This is a genomic window from Kitasatospora sp. NPDC096147 (assembly GCF_044763225.1).
Lineage (GTDB): Bacteria > Actinomycetota > Actinomycetes > Streptomycetales > Streptomycetaceae > Kitasatospora.
The window spans coordinates 392774-412739 of record NZ_JBIWFX010000002.1 but is presented as its reverse complement, the minus strand read 5'-3'; the positions used below and the strand labels follow the sequence as shown (position 1 = coordinate 412739).

The following is a 19966-nucleotide window of genomic DNA, read 5'->3' as shown; positions in this document are numbered from 1 at the left end:
TCGGGTGTGCGCCGGACGGGTGTGGGTCAGGCGCCGGCGGCGATGGTGCCCCACGGCGTCCAGCCACCATTGCCGTCACCACCCGCCCACAAGTACGCAGTCGTCGAACCGTCGTTGTTCGACACCAGGTAGTCCGCACTCGCGTCCTGGTTCACCTGCGCGAAGTTCACCCGCCACGCCTCCGCCGTCAGACCCGACGCGACCTGACCCGAACGACCCCAACCCCCATGACCATCACCACCGTTGTTCACATACGCCTGCACCGAACCATCACCATTGATCACCACGTAGTCCGCCTTCGCGTCCCCGTTGAGATCCGCCAACCGCACCCGCGAACGATCCGCCGTCAACCCCGACGCCACCTGATACGACTCACCCCACCCACCATGACCATCCCCACCGTTGTTGATGAACACCTGAAGCGCACCACTGTCCGAGAACACCATGTAGTCAGCCCTGCCGTCCCCGTTCCAGTCCGCGAACCGCACCTTCGACTGATCCACCGTCATCCCCGACGCCGCCTTGAACGACGCACCCCAACCCCCATGACCATCCCCACCCCGGTTCGGGAACACCGTCACCGAACCATCCCCGTTGACCAACAGGTAATCCGCCCTGCCGTCCCCGTCCCAGTCCGCGAACCGCACCCGCGAACGATCCGCCGTCATCCCCGACGCCACCTGATACGACTCACCCCACCCACCATGACCATCCCCACCCCGGTTCAGGTACACCTGCACCGCACCACCGTCCTGCACCACCAGATAGTCCGACACCCCGTCACCATCCCAGTCCGCCCACCGCGCACGACCCGCCTCACCCGACTCCGTCCCGGCGTTCTTGCCACCGTCGACGATCTTGTTGTAGCGGTAGGCCGTGTAGAGACCGTTGGCGTGGCCGTCGAAGGTGGCGGCGTTGATCGAGACGCCGGTGTAGTGCTTCACCGGGGTGGAGCCGAAGGAGTAGTAGGAGAAGGTGGTCTTCGCCGCGTCGTCCCACTTCTCGAACAGGATCACGTGCTTGGCCTCGTAGTCGAGGATGTCGCCGGGCTTGAGCTCGCTGCGAGGGATCTCGGTGGCGATCTCCGGCAGCGTCTGGGTGGTCCGGCTGTAGCCGAGGTGCCAGGCCATCGAGACGTAGCCGGAGCAGTCCTTCCGGTAGTTGCGGCCCGAGGAGTCCGGGTACGTCTCACCACTCGTGGTGTAGGGGATGCCGGCCCGGTTCTGGTACCAGTAGTCGGCGCGGGCTATCACCTCGGAGCGGGTGATCGAGCCGTCCACCGCCGAGGCGGCCTGGGCGACCGTGGCGGTGGCCGTGGTGAGCGCGGTGCCGGCGACCGCGCCGGTGAGGCCGATGGCGGCGGCGAGCGCGATGCGGGTGAGCTTCGAGGCGTGCGAGGACATGACGGTGCTCCTGAGGAGGTGTGCGCTTGACCCCGGGGGCGTTCCCCGCTCGCGTTCTCCGCGGCGTCCCGGGCTGACGCACTCATCCTGGCGGCCGTCCAGTCGGCTTTGAAGGCCTGGCCCGTGGACCCATGCGTCCATGGCCGCAAGCGTCCTTCGTGTCCGACCCCTTCGACCGGACCGGGCCGAACCGGCCCGGAGGTCTGACACCGGGTCAGCGCAGGGGGACGGCGTCCGGGCAGACCGCCGACCGGCCCGTGGCAGCCGGGGCGTGGACGTCCTGGACGCCGGCCTCGCCGACCCGGTCGAGGTCCGGCACGCGGGCCAGGTCGTGGTGGAGCTCCGTGGCGGCGGGGCCGGGCCCGCCGCCGTGCTCCGGGCGGGCCGGCACGGTCTCGCCCCGGTCGGCCGTCCAACGGTCGTTCGGCAGCCCGTCCGCGCCCTGGTGTTCGGTGGGCCGCCGGTTCTCGTTCCGGGCCGCGAAGTATCCGGTGGCCGGGTACCGGGCCCGGATCGCCGTCAGGTCCGGCGCCGCCCCGTCCGGCGCCCTGCCTGGCGGACCGTCAGCGGATCAGGTGGGGCAGGAAGCGCGCGCCCTGGTGGGTGATCGGGGAGTCGTCGGTCTCCCGGATGCCGAGGCCGGCCGACTCGCCGTCGACCACCCAGGCGCCGAGCACCGGCCGGTTCCCGTCGAAGTCGGGGAGGTGGCAGAGCTGCTGGTAGCAGAAGCCCTCCTTGCCGTACCGGTCCGGGTCCCCGGCCCACTCGGCCAGCCGGGTCTCCTGGCCGTCCGGCTCGACGATCCGCACGCCCGCGCCCTCGCGGCCGAGCAGCGGCTTCATCGCGTAGCCGGTGGCGGCGAGTTCGCGCGGGCCGTCGAGGTAGGCCGGGAGCAGGTTGGGGTGGCCGGGGTTGAGCTCCCAGAGGACGGCGAGCAGGGCCTTGTTGGAGAGCAGCATCTTCCACGGCGGCTCGATCCACAGGGTGCTGCCGGTGGAGCCGCCCAGGTCGATGCCGGAGAGCATGGCCGGGGTGAACTCCTCCTCGGTGAGCCACTCCCAGGGGTAGAGCTTGAAGAGCGAGCGGATGTAGCGCTGCTCCAGGTCGACGAACCGGCCGCTCAGCCCGTCCAGGCCGATGTCCTCCACGGCGATGCCGACGGTCTCCAACCCGGCCTGCTCGGCGGTCTCCTGGAGGTAGAGGGTGGTCATCCAGTCCTCGCCCTCGGTGTCGCCCCGGGAGTGGGCGAAGTGCACCGGGCCGGGCGGCAGCAGGTGCTTCTGCCGCTGCCAGGAGGCGACCAGGCGCTCGTGCAGCGAGTTCCACTGGTCGGCGCCGGGGAAGAGCTGCTCCATCCAGAACCACTGCGGGCCGGCCGCCTCGATCAGCGAGGTGGGGGTGTCCGCGTTGTACTCGAACAGCTTGGCCGGGCCGGTGCCGTCGTACGCCAGGTCGAACCGCCCGTAGACGGAGGGCTGTTCGTCCCGGCGGCGCCAGGACTCGGCGATCACCGCGTTCACCCGGGGGTCGGTCAGCCCGTAGTCGGCGTACCGCTCCGTCCGCACCACGTGGTCGGCGGCCTCCAGACAGAGCTCGTGCAGCTCCTCGACCACCTCCTCCAGGGCCTCCACCTCGGGCAGCGAGAACTCGTAGTAGGCGCTCTCGTCCCAGTAGGCGTGCGGGCCGCCCTGGTTGCACGGGTCCTGGCAGACCGCGTAGATCAGGCCCTGGGACTCCACGACGGGCTGCCAGTCCGGGCGCGGGGTGATGGTGTGACGGCGCATCAGGAGCTCACCCGCCGCCGGAGCCGGAGGAGCCGGACGGGCAGCCGAAGCCGCCGCGCTTGGTGTCGGCCTGGACGAAGGTGCCGCCGTTGGCGGTGAGCGAGCCGGAGCCGCAGTAGTACCAGCGGCCGGCCGTGGTCTTGCTGTCGGTGCAGGAGTGGTTGTCCAGCACCTTCAGGCTGCCCGGGTCGACGCAGCGCCGGGGGGCACTGCTGTTCGACGAGCAGCCGCTCAGTGCGAGGGCCAGCGTGCCGACCATGCCCAGCGCGACGAAGCCCGATCTGCGGCGGTCGGGAACCGGAGTGGAGGTCATGGCGGGAGATGCTACTGGGCAGGGCCCGGAAAGGAACTCGATGGGATATCTTTTGCCGATCCTTGAGCCAGGGATTCCGCCTCTTCCACCCCGGGGGACCACCCAATGAACGACATCGTCAACGGTCTCGGCGCGGCCGCCGTCTTCGGCGCGGTCGGCGTCGTCCTGCTGCTGCTCGGCGTCGGCCTGGTCGACCTGCTGACCCCCGGCAAGCTGAGCCGGCAGATCTGGGTGGACCGCAACCGCAACGCCGCCGTGGTGCTCAGCTCCGCGCTGCTCGGGATCGGCGGGATCGTCTTCACCGCGATCATGTTCACCTACGACGACTTCGGCAAGGGCCTGGCCACCACCGCCCTGTTCGGCCTGCTCGGCCTGGTGCTGATGGCGGTGGCGTTCTGGCTGCTGGACGTGCTGACGCCGGGCAAGCTGGGCGCCATCCTGGTCGACCCGGAGCCGCACCCGGCGGTCTGGGTGACGGCCAGCATGAACCTCTCGGTGGCCGCGATCATCGCCGCCTCGATCGCCTGAGGTCGCCCGCGATCACCCGAGGTCACCCGAGGTCGCCCGCCCCGTCTCGGCCCCCGAACCCCCTGGAGCCCGCTCCAGGGGGTTCTGTCGTCCCGTCAGCCCTCCAGGAACGCCTTCAGCGCGGCGGCCAGCAGGTACGGGTCCTCGGCTCCGCAGAGCTCGCGGGCGGAGTGCATGGAGAGCGCGGCGATGCCGCAGTCCACCGTGGTGATGCCGAGCCGGGCCGCCGTGATCGGGCCGATCGTGGTGCCGCAGGGCATCGAGTTGTTGGAGACGAAGGTCTGCCACGGCACGCCGGCCTTCTCGCAGGCGGCGGTGAAGACGGCCCGGCCGAGCGCGTCGGTGGCGTAGCGGTTGTTGACGTTGACCTTGAGGATCGGCCCGCCGTTGGGCACCGGGTGGTGGCCGGGCTCGTGCCGCTCGGTGTAGTTCGGGTGGACGGCGTGGCCCATGTCGGAGGAGAGGCAGACGGTGCCGGCCAGCGCCCGGGCCCGGTCCTCCGGGGTCCCTCCCCGCGCGTAGACACTGCGCTCCAGCACGTTCCCCAGCAGCGGACCCTGGGCGCCGGTGTCGGACTCGCTGCCGGTCTCCTCGTGGTCGAAGGCGGCCAGCACCGGGATGCAGCCGAGCTCGCCGCCGGCCGCGGCCACGGCGGCCAGCGCGGCCGTCCCGGCGTGCACCGAGAGCAGGTTGTCCAGCCGGGGCGCGGCCAGCAGCTCGCGGTCCTTGCCCAGGTAGGCGGGCGGCTGGACGTCGTGGGTCATCAGGTCCCAGCCGATCACGTCGGCGGCGGCCAGCCCGGCCCGCTCGGCGACGTACTCGATCAGCGAGCCCTCGGTCACCTTGCCGAGCCCCCAGATCGGCGTGAGGTGGCGCTGCTTGTCGAGCTTCATCCCGTCGTTGACCTGGCGGTCCAGGTGGATGGCCAGCTGCGGCACCCGCAGCAGCGGCTCGTCCAGCTGAACCAGCGTCACACTGCCGTCCCGCAGGGCGAGTCGGCCGGACAGGCCGAGGTCGCGGTCCAGCCAGGTGTTCAGCGGGACGCCGCCGTAGATCTCCACCGCCACCTGCCGCCAGCCGGCCGCGCCGGTGTCCGGGGCGGGCTTGACCCGTAGGTTCGGCGAGTCGGTGTGCGTGCCGACCACCCGGAACGGCGTCTCCGGGCCCGCGCCCTCCGGCACGTACCAGGCGATCAGCGCGCCGCCCCGGATCACGTACCGGCCACCGGTCGAGGAGTCCCAGGCGTCGGTCTCGGCCACCCGGCGGAAGCCCGCCTTCTCCAGCCGCTCGGCCGCGCTGGCCACCGCGTGGAACGGCGACGGCGATGCGCTGAGGAAGGCGATCAGGTCGTCGGTGTGCGTTCGGTCGAAGGAGGCCGGGCGGACGGCGGTCGACATGCTGCTCCTGGGTCGAGGGAGGGCCGAAGCCGGATGGGGGACCGGTCTTCGCACCCGAGCATATGCCCGTACACGGACATGACGCTGTGAACTCAACAACGGTGACACAACGGTGAAGCGCTCGTTGCGTTTCCCTCAGTCCGCTCCCCGGAATCCGTCGCTCCCGCCTCAGGAGAGCACGCAGCGGCCGTCCAGCCGCCGGGCCAGTTCACGCAGCGGCAGGTCCGGTTCGACGGCCAGCACGGCGCCGGCCACCCGCACCGCCGCCGCGGAGCCCGCGCAGGCCCTCAGCAGCGCGTTCCGCACCTCCGGGTCCCAGCCGCCCGGGTCCACCCCGCCGAGCACCTCCAGCAGCAGCAGGGCCTCGGTGTCGGACAACCGCCCCTCCCTGCCGTCCCGTTGGACCGGCACCCGACCGCCCACCGAGCCCGCCGAGCCCGCCGAGTCCGCCAACGGCCCCGCCCACGGCCAGTCCGCCGACCCGGCCGCCACGGTCATCGCCACCGCAGCCGTCCCGTCCAGGCCGAGCGCCACCACGATCTGCCGCACCGAACCCGCCCGAGGCCGGCTCCGCCCGCGCTCCAGGTTCCCGATCGCCCGGGCGCTGAGCCCCGAACGGTCGGCGAGCTCCTCCTGGCTCAGCGCGGCGGCCTCCCTCAGCCTGCGCAGTAGTCGGCCGAACCGCTCCTCCGACTCGTGCATCAATCCGTTCCCCCCCGGGCGCAGATGAATCCGCTTCTCCCTCACCATAGGTAACCCGCCCACCACACAAGGGCATTGTGATGCACGTCACCACGCCATACGGGGGCCAATGGGACAGACCGCCGCGGGGTGGGCTCCGGGTCGCACGGCCCGGAGAACTTCCGGTCGAAGTTCCTGTCCGCACGGCCCCGACCTGACAGAGGATCAACTCCGGCGCGGCCCGCTCAGGGCCTACGCAACGGCGGCCCCGTCGTCCAGGACGGGACCGCCGCGCATGACTCCGTCGCACCACAGCACGGTCATCAGCCACACCAGTGGAACGAACCAAGGAGCTGTCCCCATCATGGCACTTCGCAAGCGCATCGCCGGGCTGGCCCTGGCCGGCACCGCCACTCTGGCCCTCACCCTGGCCACCGCGGGCCCGGCGGCAGCGATCTACCGGGTCGACACCAACACCTGCAACGCCCGCTCGGACTTCTTCACCCTGTGGAACTACCCGCCGAAGGTCTGCTTCGCCGACAACGGCTCGACCAGCGTGGCGATCTACGACGTCTACCAAATCAACTCCGGCAACAACAGCGGGTACTTCAACTTCACCCAGAACGGCTACGGCTACCAGGCCTACCAGGCAAGCTGGGTGCAGTCGAACTACAACCCGAAGATCAAGGTGACCTGGATCAACATCACCGGTCGCTGATCCGACGGGGCCGGCGGGCGCCACCGCGCCCGCCGGTTCCGGCAGCACCCGTCGAACAGCGAGACGAGAGGACACAGTTGTGGCGACCCGAGTCCGAGTGATCACCGCGGCCCTGGCCGTCCTGACCGCAGCCGGCTGCAGCAGCTCCGGAGCGGACCGGCCCGCCGAGCCGCCGCCGGCCCTCGGGACGGTCGCGACCATCACGGAGCCCGGCCAGATCGCGCTGCCGATCGACGACTACCTGGTCACCACGGCCCAGGTCCGGCAGATCGTCAAGGCCCAGGACCTGCTCGCCGCGGAGTGCCTGCGCGGGTACGGACTCACCGGCCGGCCGACCGTGCTGGTCGGCCTGGAGGACATGGTGGCCGGACGCCTGACGCGCAGTCTGGTCTACGGCTACTTCGACGTGGCGAACGCCGGGTCCAAGGGGTACGCGGCGGTACGGAACGCGACCCCTCCCCCGCCCGGCGCCCCCTTGGACGAGGCCACGGCCGATCGGAACCACATCGCGCTCACCGGGGCCGACCCCAGAACCGGCCAGCCGGTGACCACCCTGGACGGCAAGCCCGTCCCGGCGGGCGGGTGCCAGCAGAAGAGCCGCGAGGCGCTCGGCGGGGCCACTCCCAACCCCGACACCGGCGACCTGCCCGAAGGCGGCCCGAAGGTCCCCGCCGGTGACCCCCGGCTGGTGGACGCCTTCGCCAAGTGGTCCGCCTGCATGAAGGAGAAGGGGTTCGAGTACAAGGACCCCGGCGCGGCGATCGGCGACCCCGCCTGGCAGCAGCAGACCGCCCAGCCGAGCCCGCAGGAGATCGCGACCGCCTCCGCGGACATCGCCTGCAAGCTCGCCCACAACACGGTGGGCATCGCGGTGGCCGTCCAGACCGCCTACGCGAAGCGGTACGTCGAGGCCAACGCGGCCAAGCTCACGGCCTACAAGCAGCGCACCGACGACATGCTCCGCAAGGCCGCCGAGCTCACCGCCGCGGCACCTGCAGTCGGCTGAGTCCGCGAATTCCCACCCCAACTGACCGGCCATCAACAACAATTCACCCGGGACGGCGCGCGCACTCGACCGCGGCCGCACGGGGGGACGACGGTGCTCGTGATGCGTAGGAAGAACCTCCGGAACGTCGCCGAGGACGGCGAGCAGCCGCAGGCTCCGGCCCCGGGGCGGTCGCGGTCGGCCCGGCGGCAGCGGGTGGTGCTGGTGGTCGCGGTGGTCTCCGCCGTGCTGTCGACCGGAGGGCTGGCGGCCACCACCCTGGTCAAGTCCCCGGCGGAGCGCGCCGCCCGGACGGCCCCGCCGCCCAGGACCCTGCTCACCGCCTCGGTGGTCAGCCGGGCACTGAACCCCTCGGTGACCGCCCGGGCCTCGGTGTACCCGCCGACCAGGTACGACGTGGTGCCCACCGCCGCCTCCACCGAGGTGACCCAGCTGTTCCTGTCGAAGCTGAACGGCAAGGCCGGTGACGGGGTCTCCAGCGGCCGGCTGCTCGCCGAGGTCTCCGGGCAGCCGCTGTACGTGTTGAAGGGCGCGGTGCCCGCCTACCGCGACCTGAAGCCGGGCGCCAGCGGCCCGGACGTCATCGAACTCCAGGATGCCCTGAAGGAGTTGGGGTACCCGAGCGGCTCCGACGAGAGGGGCGTCTTCGGCCCCGGGACCAAGCAGGCGGTGACCGGCTTCTACCGCGCGCTCGGCTACCCGGTGCCGGTCACCGGAGCCGCCACCCAGCAGGCGGTGGACGCCGCCCAGAAGACGGTGGACACCGACCGGCAGACCCTGGAGGGCCTCCAGGCCCAGAAGAACGCCGGTCAGCCCCCAGCCACGCCGCCCGACCAGCCGGCCGGGAGCACGGCCGTCCGGCCGGCCACCGGAGCCGGCCTCGACCAGCAGATCACCGCCGCCAAGCGGCAGTTGACGGCCGACCAGGCGGCACTGGCCCGGGCCGTGGCGGTGAACGGCCCGATGGTGCCGGCCGCCCACGTGGTCTTCCTGCCCGCCCTGCCGGCCACCGTCACGGCTGTGAACGGCTCGGTCGGGGCCCCGGTGTCGGGCACCCTGCTCTCGCTCACCAGCGGCGGACTGACCGTCACGGGCCAGCTGACCCCCGCCCAGGCGGCTGCGGTCAAGGCCGGCATGGCGGTCGAGGTCCTGGACGAGGAGACCGGCACCAAGCTCACCGGCAAGGTCGCCGAGCTGGGTGCGCCGACCACCACCCCGCCGGCCGGCAAGGTGATCCCGCTCGGCGGGGCCGCCGCCGGTCAGAACGCCGGCGCCGCCCCGGCACCGGCCCAGGGCGGCGGGGCCCCGGCCGGGCCCTCGTACATCCCGGTCACCGTGACCCCCGACACCCCGCTGCCGCCCGCGCTGAGCGGCCGGAACGTCCGGCTCACCATCCTCAAGGACACCACCGTCCAGCCGGTCACCGCCGTCCCGGTGGCGGCGGTCTTCACCGACGCGGCCGGACGGACCGCCGTCACCACCGTGGGGGCCGGCGGTCTGCGGACCGACGTGTCGGTCACCACCGGTGTCACCGCCGACGGCCTGGTCGGCGTCGTCCCGAACATCGAGGGTGCCCTGAAGCCCGGCGACCAGGTGGTGGTCGGCTCGTGAGCCCGGGCACCGGGACGGCCGAGGCCGGACCCCCCGTCATCCGGCTGGCCGGTGTCGGCCGCAGCTTCGCCGGGCAGCCGCCCGTGGTCGCGCTCCGACCCGCCGACCTGACGGTCCGCCAGGGCGAGTACGTCTCCGTCACCGGCCCCTCGGGCTCGGGGAAGTCCACCCTGCTGCACCTGCTCGGCCTGCTCGACACCCCCACCGAGGGGCGGTACGAGCTCGACGGCATCGACACCGGGGCGCTGCGCGACCGCGACCGGTCCACGCTGCGCGGGCGCCGGATCGGCTTCGTCTTCCAGTCCTTCCACCTGCTGCCGCACCGCACCGCCGAGGAGAACGTGGTGCTGGCCCAGGTCTACAACCGGGTGCCCCGTGCCGCGCGGGCCGCGGCGGCCCGGGAGGCACTGCGGCTGGTCGGGCTCGGCCACCGGCTGGACGCGCTGCCGACCACCATGTCCGGCGGCGAGCGCCAGCGGGTCGCCGTCGCCCGGGCCCTGGTGAACCGGCCCAGTCTGCTGCTCTGCGACGAACCGACCGGGAACCTGGACTCCGCCAACGCCGAGGCGGTGCTCGCGCAGTTCGACGAGCTGCACGGCCAGGGCTACACGTTGGTGGTCATCACCCACGACCCGGCGGTGGCGGCCCGGGCCGGCCGGCAGGTGGCGATCCGGGACGGCGTGCTGTCCGAGACCTCGGAGGTGGCGCGCTGATGGCCCGTCACGTGCTGCCGGAGCCGGGCTCCCGGCTCGGCCTGCGGGACCTGTGCGCCGAGGCCCTGGCCGGCATCCTCCAGCGCCCCGGCCGGTCCGTCCTCACCATGCTGGGGACGGTGCTCGGCATCGGCGCCTTCGTGGCGGTGCTGGGCCTGACCGCGACCGCCTCCGGCCAGATCGGCGAGCAGTTCGACCTCACCAGGGCCACCACCGTGAACATCGCCGACCGCCCCCGGACGGACGGCGTCCGCCCGGGGTCCAACCCGCCACCGAGCTTCCCCGAGGACGCGGACGCCAGGCTCTCCCGGATCGACGGCGTCACCGCGGGCGGCGTCTGGTGGCCGCTCCCCGTCAACCCGGTGCTCTCGGCCCGTCCCACCGAGGCGCAGGGCGCCGGCACCGGTCTCACCGTCTTCGCCGCCACCCCCGGCGCGGTCGCCGCGATGGCGCCCACCCTGGTGGGCGGCGTGACCCTGGACGCCTTCGCCCACCGGACCGCGCAGCCGGTGGTGCTGCTCAGCCAGGCCGCCGCCAAGCGGCTCGGGGTGAGCCGACTGGACGTGCAGCCGTCCGTCTTCCTGGACGGGCTGCCGTACACGGTGATCGGGATCTACTCGGACGTCCAGCGGCTGCCCGCCACCCTGCTCGGGGTGATCGTCCCGGCCGGCACGGCGCTGGAGCGGTACGGCAACCCCGGCACCGAGCCCGACCGCAGTGCCCAGGGCCTGGTGGCCACCCGCACCGGCGCCGCCACGGTGGTGGCCGCGCAGGTCGCGACCGCCCTGCGCCCGGACTCCCCCGCCTCCTTCACCGTCACCCCGCCGCCCGACCCGCACGGCCTGCGCGACCGGGTGACCTCCGACCTGACCGGGCTGTTCCTCGCGCTGGCCGGGATCTGCCTGCTGGTGGGCGCGGTGGGCATCGCCAACACCACCCTGGTGGCGGTGCTGGAGCGCACCGAGGAGATCGGCCTGCGCCGCGCGCTCGGGGCCAGGACCCGGCACATCGCGGCCCAGTTCCTCACCGAGTCGACCGTGCTCGGCACCCTCGGCGGCCTGGTCGGCACCAGCATCGGCGTGCTGACCGTGCTGGCGGTGGCGGCCGCCCGGGACTGGACGGCCGTGATGCACCCGGCCGCCACCCTGCCCGCCCCGCTGATCGGCAGCGTGACCGGCATCCTCGCCGGGCTGTACCCGTCCGTCCGGGCGGCCCGCACCGACCCGCTCAAGGCGCTGCGCAGCGGCTGACGGAGCGTCCGGACGCACTGCGGGGCCCGGTCCGATCGGACCGGGCCCCGCAGTGTGAGGGTGTGTCAGGCAGTCATCGGGGCGGAGGCTAGAACGCCTCCTCCGCCAGCTCCATGAGCTCGTTGTCGATGCCCTCGGCGATCAGGCGCTGCGGGGTGACGGTCGGCAGCACGTTGCGGGCGAAGAACTTCGCGGCCGCGACCTTGCCCTGGTAGAACGCCACGTCCTTCTCCGAGGCGCCGGCCTCCAGCTTGGCCAGCGCGACGGCGCCCTGACGGAGCAGCAGCCAGCCGACCACCACGTCGCCCGAGGCCATCAGCAGGCGCGTGGTGTTCTGGCCCACCTTGTACATGTTCTTGACGTCCTGCTCGACCGAGGAGAGGTCGGCCAGCAGCTTGCCGACGATCGCCTCCAGGTCACCGGCCGCCTTGCCGAGCAGCTCGCGCTCGGCCGCCAGGGCCTCGCCGCCCTCGCCGCTGGCCAGGAACTTCTTGATCTGCTCGGAGACCACGGTGAGCGCCTGGCCGCCGTCCTTGACGATCTTCCGGAAGAAGAAGTCCAGGCCCTGGATGGCGGTGGTGCCCTCGTACAGGGTGTCGATCTTGGCGTCGCGGATGTACTGCTCGATCGGGTACTCCTGCAGGAAGCCGGAGCCGCCGAAGGTCTGCAGGGACTGGGCGAGCTGCTCGTAGGACTTCTCCGAGCCGTAGCCCTTGACGATCGGGAGCAGCAGGTCGTTCAGCCGCTCGGCGGCGTCGTCGTGCTCACCGCGCAGGCGGGCGGCGACCACGTCGTCCTGGACCGAGGCGGTGTAGAGCACCAGGGCGCGCATGCCCTCGGCGTACGCCTTCTGGGTCAGCAGCGAGCGGCGCACGTCCGGGTGGTGGGTGATGGTGACGCGCGGCGCGGTCTTGTCCAGGAACTGCGAGATGTCGGCGCCCTGCACGCGCTCCTTGGCGTACTCCAGCGCGTTCAGGTAGCCGGTGGAGAGGGTGGCGATGGCCTTCGTGCCGACCATCATCCGGGCGAACTCGATGATCTTGAACATCTGGCGGATGCCGTCGACGGTCTCGCCGACCAGCCAGCCCTTGGCGGGGTGCTTGGCGCCGAAGGTCATCTCGCAGGTGTTGGACGCCTTGAGGCCCATCTTGTGCTCGACGTTGGTCGCGTAGGCGCCGTTGCGCTCGCCGAGCTCGCCGGTCTCCCAGTCGAAGTCGAACTTCGGCACGATGTACAGGCCCAGGCCCTTGGTGCCCGGCTTGCCGCCCTCGGGGCGGGCCAGCACCAGGTGGATGATGTTCTCGGACATGTCGTGCTCGCCCGAGGTGATGAAGCGCTTGACGCCCTCGATGTGCCAGGAGCCGTCCTCCTGCTTGATCGCCTTGGTGCGGCCGGCGCCGACGTCCGAACCGGCGTCCGGCTCGGTCAGCACCATGGTGGCGCCCCACTGGCGCTCGACCATGTGCTTGGCGACCTTCTGCTGCTCCTCGGTGCCCTCGTCGTAGACGACGCCGGCGAAGGCCGGGCCGGAGGAGTACATCCAGATGGCGGGGTTGGAGCCGAGGATCTGCTCCGCGTAGGCCCAGATCAGCGAGGACGGGGTGACCTGGCCCCCGATGCCCTCCGGGATGCCCAGGCGCCACCACTCGGCGTCCATGTACGCCTGGTAGCTCTTCTTGAAGGTGGCCGGGACCGGCGCGGTGTTGGTCTCCGGGTCGAAGACCGGCGGGTTGCGGTCGGCGTCGGCGAAGGAGGCGGCCAGGTCGTTCTCGGCCAGCCGGGAGATCTCGCTGAGGATGTTCTTCGCGGTCTCGACGTCCATGTCGGCGAACGGACCGGTGCCGTACACCTGGTCGCGGCCGAACACCTCGAAGAGGTTGAACTCCACGTCGCGCAGGTTGGACTTGTAGTGACCCATGACCGTTTCTCCGGTTCGTCGCTTCCGGGGGTCCGCCGCGTTCGAGCGCCCCACTTACCCACCAGTAGGCACCATGATGCTACTCATAAGTAACATGTTCAAGCCCCCGGAGCCGAAAGGGCTATGAACAGGGTCACGTCCGCCGATAACCTTGACCCCGTGTACGGCTACGAGCAGACCGGGTACCAGGGCGATCCCTACCAGCAGCAGGCGCAGCAGCAGCACGCCCAGCAGCAGGGGATGAACGGCATGCCGGGCCCAGGCCAGTACGGCGAACAGCCGCCGCAGGCCGCCCCCCAGCAGTCTCTCTACCCGGAACCCTCCCCGCCATCCCTCGCGGACGCGGTGCGGGCCTTCACCACCGGCGCGATGCCGGTGGAGGACTTCCAGGCCATCTTCATCACCTCGAAGGTGCACTGCCCGCGCGGCGACCGTCCGGGCTTCCTGGCACTGCACAACACGCCGACCCCGGTGATCCCGATGTTCAGCTCGCTCAAGGAGCTGCGCCGGTACGCCGGCAAGGACTCCAAGCACTTCAGCGTGACCGGCGCCGAGGTGCTCGACCTGCTGCCCACCGGGTACGGCTTCGCACTGGACATGGAGGGCGAGCACCGGATGGTGTTCGACGCCAAGGCGGTGGAGCAGATGGTCGACTTCACCATGCGCCGGATGTACGGCTGAGCTCCGCCCCCGCCCGTCGCGGGGCACCCATGACCCAATGGTTCAACTTTCAACTTGCTTGTTGTTGAGGATTGAACTACATTGGTCCGCGTAGGCCGGAGAACCCCCGAAGAAGGAGGCCGACATGCCCGCCGTGACCGTCGAGAACCCGCTGACCCTCCCCCGCGTCGCCACCCCCGACGCCGCGACCCACACCCCCCGCCAGGTGCTCACGGTGGTCACCGCCCCCGAGGGCTACGAGGGCGAGGGCTTCCCGGTCCGCCGGGCCTTCGCGAAGATCAACCAGAAGTACCTCGACCCGTTCATCATGATGGACCAGATGGGCGAGGTGGAGTACGCCGCCGGGGAGCCCAAGGGCACCCCCTGGCACCCGCACCGCGGCTTCGAGACGGTCACCTACCTGATCGACGGCGAGTTCATCCACAAGGACTCGCACGGCGGCGGCGGACACCTCGGCGGCGGTGACACCCAGTGGATGACGGCCGGCTCGGGCATCCTGCACATCGAGACCCCGCCGGAGTCGCTGGTGCTCACCGGCGGCCTGTTCCACGGCATCCAGCTCTGGGTGAACCTGCCGGCCGCCGACAAGATGACCCAGCCCCGCTACCAGGACATCCACGGCGGCCACGTCAAGCTGCTCACCACCCCGGACGGCGGCACCGTGCTCCGCCTGATCGCCGGTCAGCTCGACGGCCACGAGGGCCCCGGCATCACCCACACCCCGATCACCCTGCTGCACGCCACCGTGACCCCCGGCGCCGAGCTCACCATCCCCTGGCGCAAGGACTACAACGCGCTGGCCTACGTGCTCAACGGCGACGGCACCGTCGGCGCCGAGCGCCGCCCGATCCGCACCGGCCAGGCCGCCGTCTTCGGCGAGGGCGACACCCTGACCATCGCGGCCGACCCCAAGCAGGACTCCCGGCACCCCAACCTGGACGTCATCATCCTGGGCGGGCAGCCGATCCGGGAGCCCGTCGCCCACTACGGCCCGTTCGTGATGAACAGCCACCGCGAGCTGGAGCAGGCCATGCGGGACTTCCAGTCCGGCGCCTTCGGGCAGCCGACCGACTGACCCGCCGTCACGCCGGAGGCCGGCCCCCTGCCACAGGGGGCCGGCCTCCGGCGTTCCGTCAGATCCGGGCGTAGAGGGCCGAGGCGTCGTCGTGGGCCTTGCCCCGGGGCCAGCGGCGACAGTGGGCGTCGGAGTGCTCGGTGGCGCGGACCTGGGCGATGAGCTCGGCCGGGCCCTGCTCGGCCAGCAGGTGGACGGCGTCGGACCAGCTGCCCAGGCCGAAGCGCTCGGTCCAGCGGGAGGCGCCGTCGCTGAGGGCGGCGACCGCGCGCAGGGCGGTGAGGCGGACGAAGCCGGTCTCCGCATGGCCGGCCGCGCGCGGGGAGGCGGCGGCGATCCAGGGGCCGTGGCCAGTGTTCCGGGCGGCCCGGACGGCCTGGGCGTAGCGAAGGTGGAGCTCGGCGCGTTCGGCCGAGCCCGGGACGGTGGACCAGATCTGACGGCGCAGCAGCTCCCCGCCGGGGAAGCGCTGGTTGTCGCCGATCACCCGGGGCGGCGCGTCCTTGAGGTCGAGCACCAGCAGCGAGTCGCCGAGCACCAGGTACTCCAGCGAGCTGCCGTGCAGCCGGGCGGCCACCACCATGGCGGCCGGGGTGTTGGGGTGGGCCAGGTCGCACCGGCCGCCGTGCAGCGCGGCCGTCTCGACGATGGCGTCGGCCAGGCACTCGGCGATCGAGCGGTCCGCCCGGTCGGTGAGTCTGGCCAGGAGGTGGACGCCCAGGCGCCGGACGTACCAGGGGGTGCCGTGCCGACAGCCGGAGGCAAAGTCCTCCGGGCTGCTCGACCCGTCCAGCAGTACCAGTGCCTCCGGACTGGCGGCGGCGAAGTCCTCGCTCTCCCGGCCCGGCTTCTGCGGTTCGCCCGCGAGCTCTACCTGCATCCCGCCAGTGTGGCGGCGGAGCGGGCGAGCGGACAGGGTGCCGACGGGATAGCGTCGGGAATGTCCTGGTCCGTCCGCTTTCCTGGGAGCCCGACGTGATGGTGCTGGAGTTCTTCGTCCTGCTGGTGGCCGCGATCGGCTTCCCGACCCTCGCCCTCTTCTACCTGATCGGCGGGCCGCACTACCGCGACCGGCAGGACTGAGCGGGCGGGACGGGTGCCAGGCGGGCGGGGCGGGTGCGGGGCGGGCTGCGCCACCACGACCGGTACGCGCCCGGCGGCGCGGGTGGCCGCGGTGGAAATGGTCGGACGGCGGGGCCGGGGCGTGACATGGTGAGCCGGTAACACCGGTACCGGTTCCTGGAGGTCACACATGAGCGCCACACCCGAACCCGTCGAGCCGACGGCGGGCGAGGAGCCCGTCGCCGAGCCCGACGACCAGAAGGCGAAGTTCCTCGCCGCGCTCGCCCGCAAGCAGGGCGCCAAGGGCGGTGCCGGTGGCGGTCAGGCCGGGGAGTCGAAGATCCACGGCACCCACGCGGCGGCCGGCGGCAAGCGGAACTTCCGTCGCAAGAGCGGCGGCTGACGGCGCGTCGCGGTAGCGACGGCCGACCTGCGAACGGCGGCCCTCCCCCCGTGGGAGGGCCGCCGTTCGCGCGTCAGCGGGCCGGGACGGGGGCCGGGGCCGGGATGGGCTCGGCGAGGAAGCCGAGGACGTTATCCAGGACGGCCGGCTCGGAGAGCACCCGGCTGTGGCCGAGCCCACGGGTGGTCAGCAGCCGGGCGCCGTAGGGCTGGTGGGCCGCACGGAGCGGCTCGGCCTGGGCGTAGGGGATGACCCGGTCGTCCTGATCGTGCACCAGGAGCACCGGAAGGGCGAGCTCCTCCGCGCGGTGGGCCGGGCTGAGGCCCTGGTAGTCGAGGCCGGGCGGGAGCATGGCGGTGATCCGGCGGCGCAGCTCCGGCAGGGCCCAGCCGCCCAGGCCCAGCCCGGCGGTGAACGCCCTGGGCAGGAGGTCGAATTCGGCCGGACCGGCGAGGGCGACCAGCCGGCCCGCCTTGGCGGTGTCGCGCAGCGCGAGCACGGCCGCCGCCACCGAGAGCGAGTGGGCCACCACGGCCTCGAACGGGCCGTAGCGGTCGTGCAGCTGACGGATCGCCTCGCGGTAGTCGAGGATCGTGGTGGTCCGGCCCGCCGACTCGCCGTGGCCGGGGGCGTCGAAGGAGATCACGGTGAAGCCGAGCGCCCGCAGGCCCGGTATCAGGGCGGCGTAGCGGGAGGCGCGGGACCGCCAGCCGTGCAGCAGCAGCACGGGGCGCTCGCCGTCGCCCCAGCGGTAGGCGGTGACGGCGGCGCCGTGCACGTCGAGCCGCTCGGTGACGGCGGCGGCGTGCGTCTCGCGCTCCTCGGGGCGCAGGCGGCTGCGGCGGAGCGGGCGGAGGAAGAGGGCGAAGGCGGCGCGGCCGGCCAGCCGGGGCGACAGGGCCGCCGTGGCGTCGAGGGTGGTGCGGATCAGGACGGTGGACAGGCCCATGGTCACTCCCCGGTCGGTCGGGCCGCGACATGGGTGTGCGGCCGTTCTCTGGGGAAATATTAGCACGACCGTTCGTGCAGTTTTTGGGATCGGGCAGGGCGGGGTGGCAGCGATGCTGATGCCTGTGGGGGTGGCGGTGGCGGTGCGCGGCTCAGGTGGTGAAGGCGTCCAGGGTCTGGCCGATCGCGGCGGCGGCCCGGTCGAAGCGGGTCGGGTCGTCGAGCAGGAGGCTCTGGGCGTTCGCGGTCTCCATCGCGGCGACCAGCAGGAAGGAGAGCTGCTCCGGCTCGGCGGCGGGGGTCAGCTCACCGGCCGCGCGGGCAGCCCGGACCAGCTCGATCAGCAGCCCCTCCCAGTCACGGGCCGCCTCGGCGAGGGCGTCCCGGATCGGGCCGGGCTGGGTGTTGAACTCGGCCGAGACCGACTGGAAGAAGCAGCCGCCCGGGAAGACCCGGTCGCGGGCGTAGCCGACCCAGCTCGCGCAGAGGGCACGCAGCTTCGGCAGGCCGGGCGGAGCGGATTCGTTCGGGGCGATCACGGCGTCGTAGAAGATCCGCCGGGCGGCCCGGACGGTGGAGAGCTGGAGCTCCTCCTTCGACCCGAAGGCGGCGAACACCCCGCTCTTGCTCAGCCCGAGGTCGGTGGCGAGCCGGCCGATCGACAGTGCCCCCAGCCCCTCGACCGAGGCCACCTCCACGGCCCGGCCGAGCACCGCCCGACGGGTCTCGTTCCCCCGCTGCACCCGGCCGTCGGCCACTGCTCCCACCTCGTTCCCGCCTCACTGCGCGTCAGGCCCCAGGGTAGAGGGCAGGCCGGGGGTGCTGTCGATCGACGGCCTTTCTCACCGGGCCTCGGGCTGACGGCTCCTCAGCGGCCAGCGGTCGGAGCGGACGTGGCCGGGAGCGCACGCGACGGGCCTTGGACGGGCCCGGGGCGGGGCTTCGCCACGAGCGGTAGGCGCGGGCCGCCGGGCCGCCCCACACTCGCCGGACGGCTGGAGGCGTACACCCGCCGCGTGCCGCGCGCGTGATCGGCCACCGGCCGGCGAGGTGGCACCCCGCACCCACCCCCGACGGGCCCGGCCGCCGGACGCCCGGTGTCAGCCGGCCCCCGCGCGCCCCGGGGCCGCCCGCCCGCCCGTGCCGGGCGCGATCGCCGCCGCCCAGGCCAGGAGGTGCTCGTCCCGGAGGGTCGGGGCGATGAGTTGGAGGCCGAGGGGGAGGTCGCCGAGGGGAGCGGTGGGCAGGGTGACGGCGGGCCAGCCCGCAGCACTCCAGGGGGTGGACATGACGGGGTCACCGGTGGATTCCAGGCCGGGTGGGGGCGGGCCGGTGGCCGCGGGGGTGGCCCAGAGGTCGATGCCCTCGGCAGTGGTCAGCTCGGCGAGACGCCGGCGGTGACGGGCCAGGTCGCGGAGGGCGGCGGCGTACTCGGGGGTGGTGATCTCCTGGCCGTACCGGATGGCCGCCGCCGTCGCGGGACGGAGCAAGCGGCCGAAGCGCTGGAACAACTCGCGGTGCTCCCGGGCGAGTTCGTACCGGGTGACCACCTCGACCGCCTCGACGACCGACTCCAGGCCACCGGGCGGGTCCAGCCGGCGGACCGTCAGACCGAGCCCGCCGAGGACGGCTTCGAAGACCGCCAGGGCAGCCGGCTCCACCGGAGCCAGGTACGACTGCGGGACACCCAGCACCGGGGCGGGCAATCCGCCCGGCCCGGGCAGCGGCTGCCAGCCGTCGCAGAGCAGGGCCGCCGCCCGGGCCGCCTCGGCCGGGTCGCGGGCCAGCACGCCGACGGTGTCCAGGCTGGGGGCGCAGGCGACCAGACCGTCCGGAGGGATCCGGCCGTAGCTGGGGCGGAAGCCGACCACCCCGCAGTAGGCGGCCGGGCGGATCACCGAACCGAGCGTCTGGGTGCCGAGGGCCAGCGGCACCAGCCCGGCCGCCACGGCTGCCGCCGAACCGCTGCTGGATCCGCCGGGCGTACGGCCCGGGTCGTGCGGGTTCCTGGTCGGTCCGGGAGCGCCGAGGGCGAACTCGGAGGTGACGGTCTTCCCCGCGATCAGCGCACCCGCCCGGCGCAGCCGCCGCACCGCCGTCGCCTCCGGCCCGGCCAGCACGCCGGGGGGCAGCGCTGAGCCGGCGTGCGTCGGGAGTCCGTCCACGTGCAGGACGTCCTTCACGCCGACCGGGACGCCGTACAGGGGACGGTCCCGGCCGCCGGAATGCGGGGCCGGAGCCGGGGTCAGGGCCGAGGTCGAGGCCAGGGCGCGGGCCTCGGCGACCAGGCGGGCGTAGCGGCCGGGCTCCGGCGTGAAGGTCCGCAGCATCGGGTCGAGGCGGTCGATCCGGGCGCACAACTCCTCCACCACGACCGCCGGGTCCACCGGATGCCGGGGTGGCGCTGCGGCCGGACCGACCGCCACCGGACCGGCCGCCCCCGGGTCGGGCGGAGCCGGGTCACGCGGGGCCGAG

20 protein-coding genes are annotated in these 19966 nt (G+C 72.8%); 9 read left to right on the top strand and 11 right to left on the bottom strand.

What is annotated here, in order from left to right:
• Nucleotides 1-26: 26 nt before the first annotated feature.
• The 4 genes from ACIRBX_RS07360 to ACIRBX_RS07345 form a co-directional block, all read right to left on the bottom strand.
• Nucleotides 27-1403 carry an FG-GAP-like repeat-containing protein gene (locus ACIRBX_RS07360; RefSeq protein ID WP_402294310.1) on the bottom strand — a complete coding sequence of 459 codons (1377 nt, stop codon included), beginning with the start codon at nt 1401-1403 and terminating at the stop codon, nt 27-29.
• A gap of 214 nt (nt 1404-1617) precedes the next feature.
• Complete coding sequence (locus ACIRBX_RS07355; RefSeq protein WP_402294309.1) at nt 1618-1794, bottom strand: hypothetical protein; 177 nt, start codon at nt 1792-1794, stop codon at nt 1618-1620.
• A 172-nt stretch (nt 1795-1966) separates the two neighbouring features.
• A complete protein-coding gene (locus tag ACIRBX_RS07350; protein WP_402294307.1) occupies nt 1967-3187 on the bottom strand; it encodes a glutathionylspermidine synthase family protein in 1221 nt (406 codons plus the stop codon).
• 7 nt (nt 3188-3194) lie between these two features.
• Complete coding sequence (locus ACIRBX_RS07345) at nt 3195-3500, bottom strand: hypothetical protein (RefSeq protein ID WP_402294306.1); 306 nt, start codon at nt 3498-3500, stop codon at nt 3195-3197.
• A gap of 105 nt (nt 3501-3605) precedes the next feature.
• On the opposite strand from ACIRBX_RS07345, the gene ACIRBX_RS07340 reads away from it, so the two are divergent.
• Nucleotides 3606-4028: a DUF350 domain-containing protein gene (locus ACIRBX_RS07340; RefSeq protein WP_402294304.1), complete on the top strand. Its 423-nt coding sequence runs from the start codon at nt 3606-3608 to the stop codon at nt 4026-4028.
• A 95-nt stretch (nt 4029-4123) separates the two neighbouring features.
• Here the strand turns inward: ACIRBX_RS07340 and ACIRBX_RS07335 are convergent, their stop codons facing one another.
• Nucleotides 4124-5425, bottom strand: coding sequence for a M18 family aminopeptidase (locus ACIRBX_RS07335; RefSeq protein ID WP_402294302.1), 1302 nt, complete (start codon nt 5423-5425; stop codon nt 4124-4126).
• Nucleotides 5426-5593: 168 nt separating this feature from the next.
• The gene (locus tag ACIRBX_RS07330; RefSeq protein WP_402294301.1) at nt 5594-6127 is read right to left on the bottom strand and encodes a helix-turn-helix domain-containing protein; all 534 of its coding nucleotides are present in this window, start codon (nt 6125-6127) and stop codon (nt 5594-5596) included.
• Nucleotides 6128-6470: 343 nt separating this feature from the next.
• Between ACIRBX_RS07330 and ACIRBX_RS07325 the strand changes: the two genes are divergently transcribed.
• From ACIRBX_RS07325 to ACIRBX_RS07305, 5 genes are all read left to right on the top strand, one after another.
• Nucleotides 6471-6824 (top strand): beta/gamma crystallin domain-containing protein, encoded by a 354-nt coding sequence (locus tag ACIRBX_RS07325; protein ID WP_402294299.1) that lies wholly within the window; start codon nt 6471-6473, stop codon nt 6822-6824.
• 79 nt (nt 6825-6903) lie between these two features.
• Nucleotides 6904-7830 (top strand): hypothetical protein, encoded by a 927-nt coding sequence (locus tag ACIRBX_RS07320; RefSeq protein ID WP_402294298.1) that lies wholly within the window; start codon nt 6904-6906, stop codon nt 7828-7830.
• A gap of 102 nt (nt 7831-7932) precedes the next feature.
• Nucleotides 7933-9441, top strand: a complete 1509-nt coding sequence (locus ACIRBX_RS07315) for a peptidoglycan-binding protein (RefSeq protein WP_402294296.1) — start codon at nt 7933-7935, stop codon at nt 9439-9441.
• On the top strand, nt 9438-10154 hold the full coding sequence (locus tag ACIRBX_RS07310; RefSeq protein WP_402294294.1) for an ABC transporter ATP-binding protein: 717 nt from the start codon (nt 9438-9440) through the stop codon (nt 10152-10154). The genes ACIRBX_RS07315 and ACIRBX_RS07310 overlap by 4 nt, the downstream gene beginning before the upstream one ends.
• A complete protein-coding gene (locus tag ACIRBX_RS07305) occupies nt 10154-11404 on the top strand; it encodes an ABC transporter permease (protein WP_402294292.1) in 1251 nt (416 codons plus the stop codon). Before ACIRBX_RS07310 ends, ACIRBX_RS07305 begins: the two co-directional genes overlap by 1 nt.
• An 88-nt stretch (nt 11405-11492) precedes the next feature.
• Here the strand turns inward: ACIRBX_RS07305 and ACIRBX_RS07300 are convergent, their stop codons facing one another.
• Entirely contained in the window at nt 11493-13322 is a 1830-nt protein-coding gene (locus tag ACIRBX_RS07300; RefSeq protein ID WP_402294290.1) for an acyl-CoA dehydrogenase, read from the bottom strand.
• Nucleotides 13323-13481: 159 nt separating this feature from the next.
• Here ACIRBX_RS07300 and ACIRBX_RS07295 point away from each other — a divergent pair, with 159 nt between their 5' ends.
• Nucleotides 13482-14003, top strand: coding sequence for an SseB family protein (locus ACIRBX_RS07295; RefSeq protein WP_380149505.1), 522 nt, complete (start codon nt 13482-13484; stop codon nt 14001-14003).
• 124 nt (nt 14004-14127) lie between these two features.
• Nucleotides 14128-15078 carry a pirin family protein gene (locus tag ACIRBX_RS07290; RefSeq protein WP_402294288.1) on the top strand — a complete coding sequence of 317 codons (951 nt, stop codon included), beginning with the start codon at nt 14128-14130 and terminating at the stop codon, nt 15076-15078.
• A 58-nt stretch (nt 15079-15136) separates the two neighbouring features.
• On the opposite strand, the gene ACIRBX_RS07285 is transcribed toward ACIRBX_RS07290, so the two are convergent.
• On the bottom strand, nt 15137-15958 hold the full coding sequence (locus ACIRBX_RS07285) for an integrase (RefSeq protein WP_402294286.1): 822 nt from the start codon (nt 15956-15958) through the stop codon (nt 15137-15139).
• A gap of 372 nt (nt 15959-16330) precedes the next feature.
• Here ACIRBX_RS07285 and ACIRBX_RS07280 point away from each other — a divergent pair, with 372 nt between their 5' ends.
• Nucleotides 16331-16543, top strand: coding sequence for a DUF5302 domain-containing protein (locus tag ACIRBX_RS07280; protein ID WP_402294284.1), 213 nt, complete (start codon nt 16331-16333; stop codon nt 16541-16543).
• A 73-nt stretch (nt 16544-16616) separates the two neighbouring features.
• Here the strand turns inward: ACIRBX_RS07280 and ACIRBX_RS07275 are convergent, their stop codons facing one another.
• The 3 genes from ACIRBX_RS07275 to ACIRBX_RS07265 all read right to left on the bottom strand — a co-directional run bounded on the left by ACIRBX_RS07275 (nt 16617) and on the right by ACIRBX_RS07265 (nt 19878).
• Entirely contained in the window at nt 16617-17492 is an 876-nt protein-coding gene (locus ACIRBX_RS07275; protein WP_402294282.1) for an alpha/beta fold hydrolase, read from the bottom strand.
• A 151-nt stretch (nt 17493-17643) separates the two neighbouring features.
• The gene (locus ACIRBX_RS07270) at nt 17644-18258 is read right to left on the bottom strand and encodes a TetR/AcrR family transcriptional regulator (RefSeq protein ID WP_402294280.1); all 615 of its coding nucleotides are present in this window, start codon (nt 18256-18258) and stop codon (nt 17644-17646) included.
• 333 nt (nt 18259-18591) lie between these two features.
• A complete protein-coding gene (locus ACIRBX_RS07265) occupies nt 18592-19878 on the bottom strand; it encodes an amidase (protein WP_402294278.1) in 1287 nt (428 codons plus the stop codon).
• Between the last annotated feature and the right edge of the window lie 88 nt (nt 19879-19966).

Excerpts from the sequence above, each read along its gene's own strand:
- ACIRBX_RS07285 (WP_402294286.1), bottom strand. The coding sequence starts at position 15,958 with ATGCAGGTAGAGCTCGCGGGCGAACCGCAGAAGCCGGGCCGGGAGAGC.
- ACIRBX_RS07315 (WP_402294296.1), top strand. The coding sequence starts at position 7,933 with ATGCGTAGGAAGAACCTCCGGAACGTCGCCGAGGACGGCGAGCAGCCG.
- ACIRBX_RS07350 (WP_402294307.1), bottom strand. The coding sequence starts at position 3,187 with ATGCGCCGTCACACCATCACCCCGCGCCCGGACTGGCAGCCCGTCGTG.
- ACIRBX_RS07335 (WP_402294302.1), bottom strand. The coding sequence starts at position 5,425 with ATGTCGACCGCCGTCCGCCCGGCCTCCTTCGACCGAACGCACACCGAC.
- ACIRBX_RS07340 (WP_402294304.1), top strand. The coding sequence starts at position 3,606 with ATGAACGACATCGTCAACGGTCTCGGCGCGGCCGCCGTCTTCGGCGCG.
- ACIRBX_RS07360 (WP_402294310.1), bottom strand. The coding sequence starts at position 1,403 with ATGTCCTCGCACGCCTCGAAGCTCACCCGCATCGCGCTCGCCGCCGCC.
- ACIRBX_RS07300 (WP_402294290.1), bottom strand. The coding sequence starts at position 13,322 with ATGGGTCACTACAAGTCCAACCTGCGCGACGTGGAGTTCAACCTCTTC.
- ACIRBX_RS07290 (WP_402294288.1), top strand. The coding sequence starts at position 14,128 with ATGCCCGCCGTGACCGTCGAGAACCCGCTGACCCTCCCCCGCGTCGCC.
- ACIRBX_RS07325 (WP_402294299.1), top strand. The coding sequence starts at position 6,471 with ATGGCACTTCGCAAGCGCATCGCCGGGCTGGCCCTGGCCGGCACCGCC.
- ACIRBX_RS07305 (WP_402294292.1), top strand. The coding sequence starts at position 10,154 with ATGGCCCGTCACGTGCTGCCGGAGCCGGGCTCCCGGCTCGGCCTGCGG.
- ACIRBX_RS07275 (WP_402294282.1), bottom strand. The coding sequence starts at position 17,492 with ATGGGCCTGTCCACCGTCCTGATCCGCACCACCCTCGACGCCACGGCG.
- ACIRBX_RS07280 (WP_402294284.1), top strand. The coding sequence starts at position 16,331 with ATGAGCGCCACACCCGAACCCGTCGAGCCGACGGCGGGCGAGGAGCCC.
- ACIRBX_RS07330 (WP_402294301.1), bottom strand. The coding sequence starts at position 6,127 with ATGCACGAGTCGGAGGAGCGGTTCGGCCGACTACTGCGCAGGCTGAGG.
- ACIRBX_RS07345 (WP_402294306.1), bottom strand. The coding sequence starts at position 3,500 with ATGACCTCCACTCCGGTTCCCGACCGCCGCAGATCGGGCTTCGTCGCG.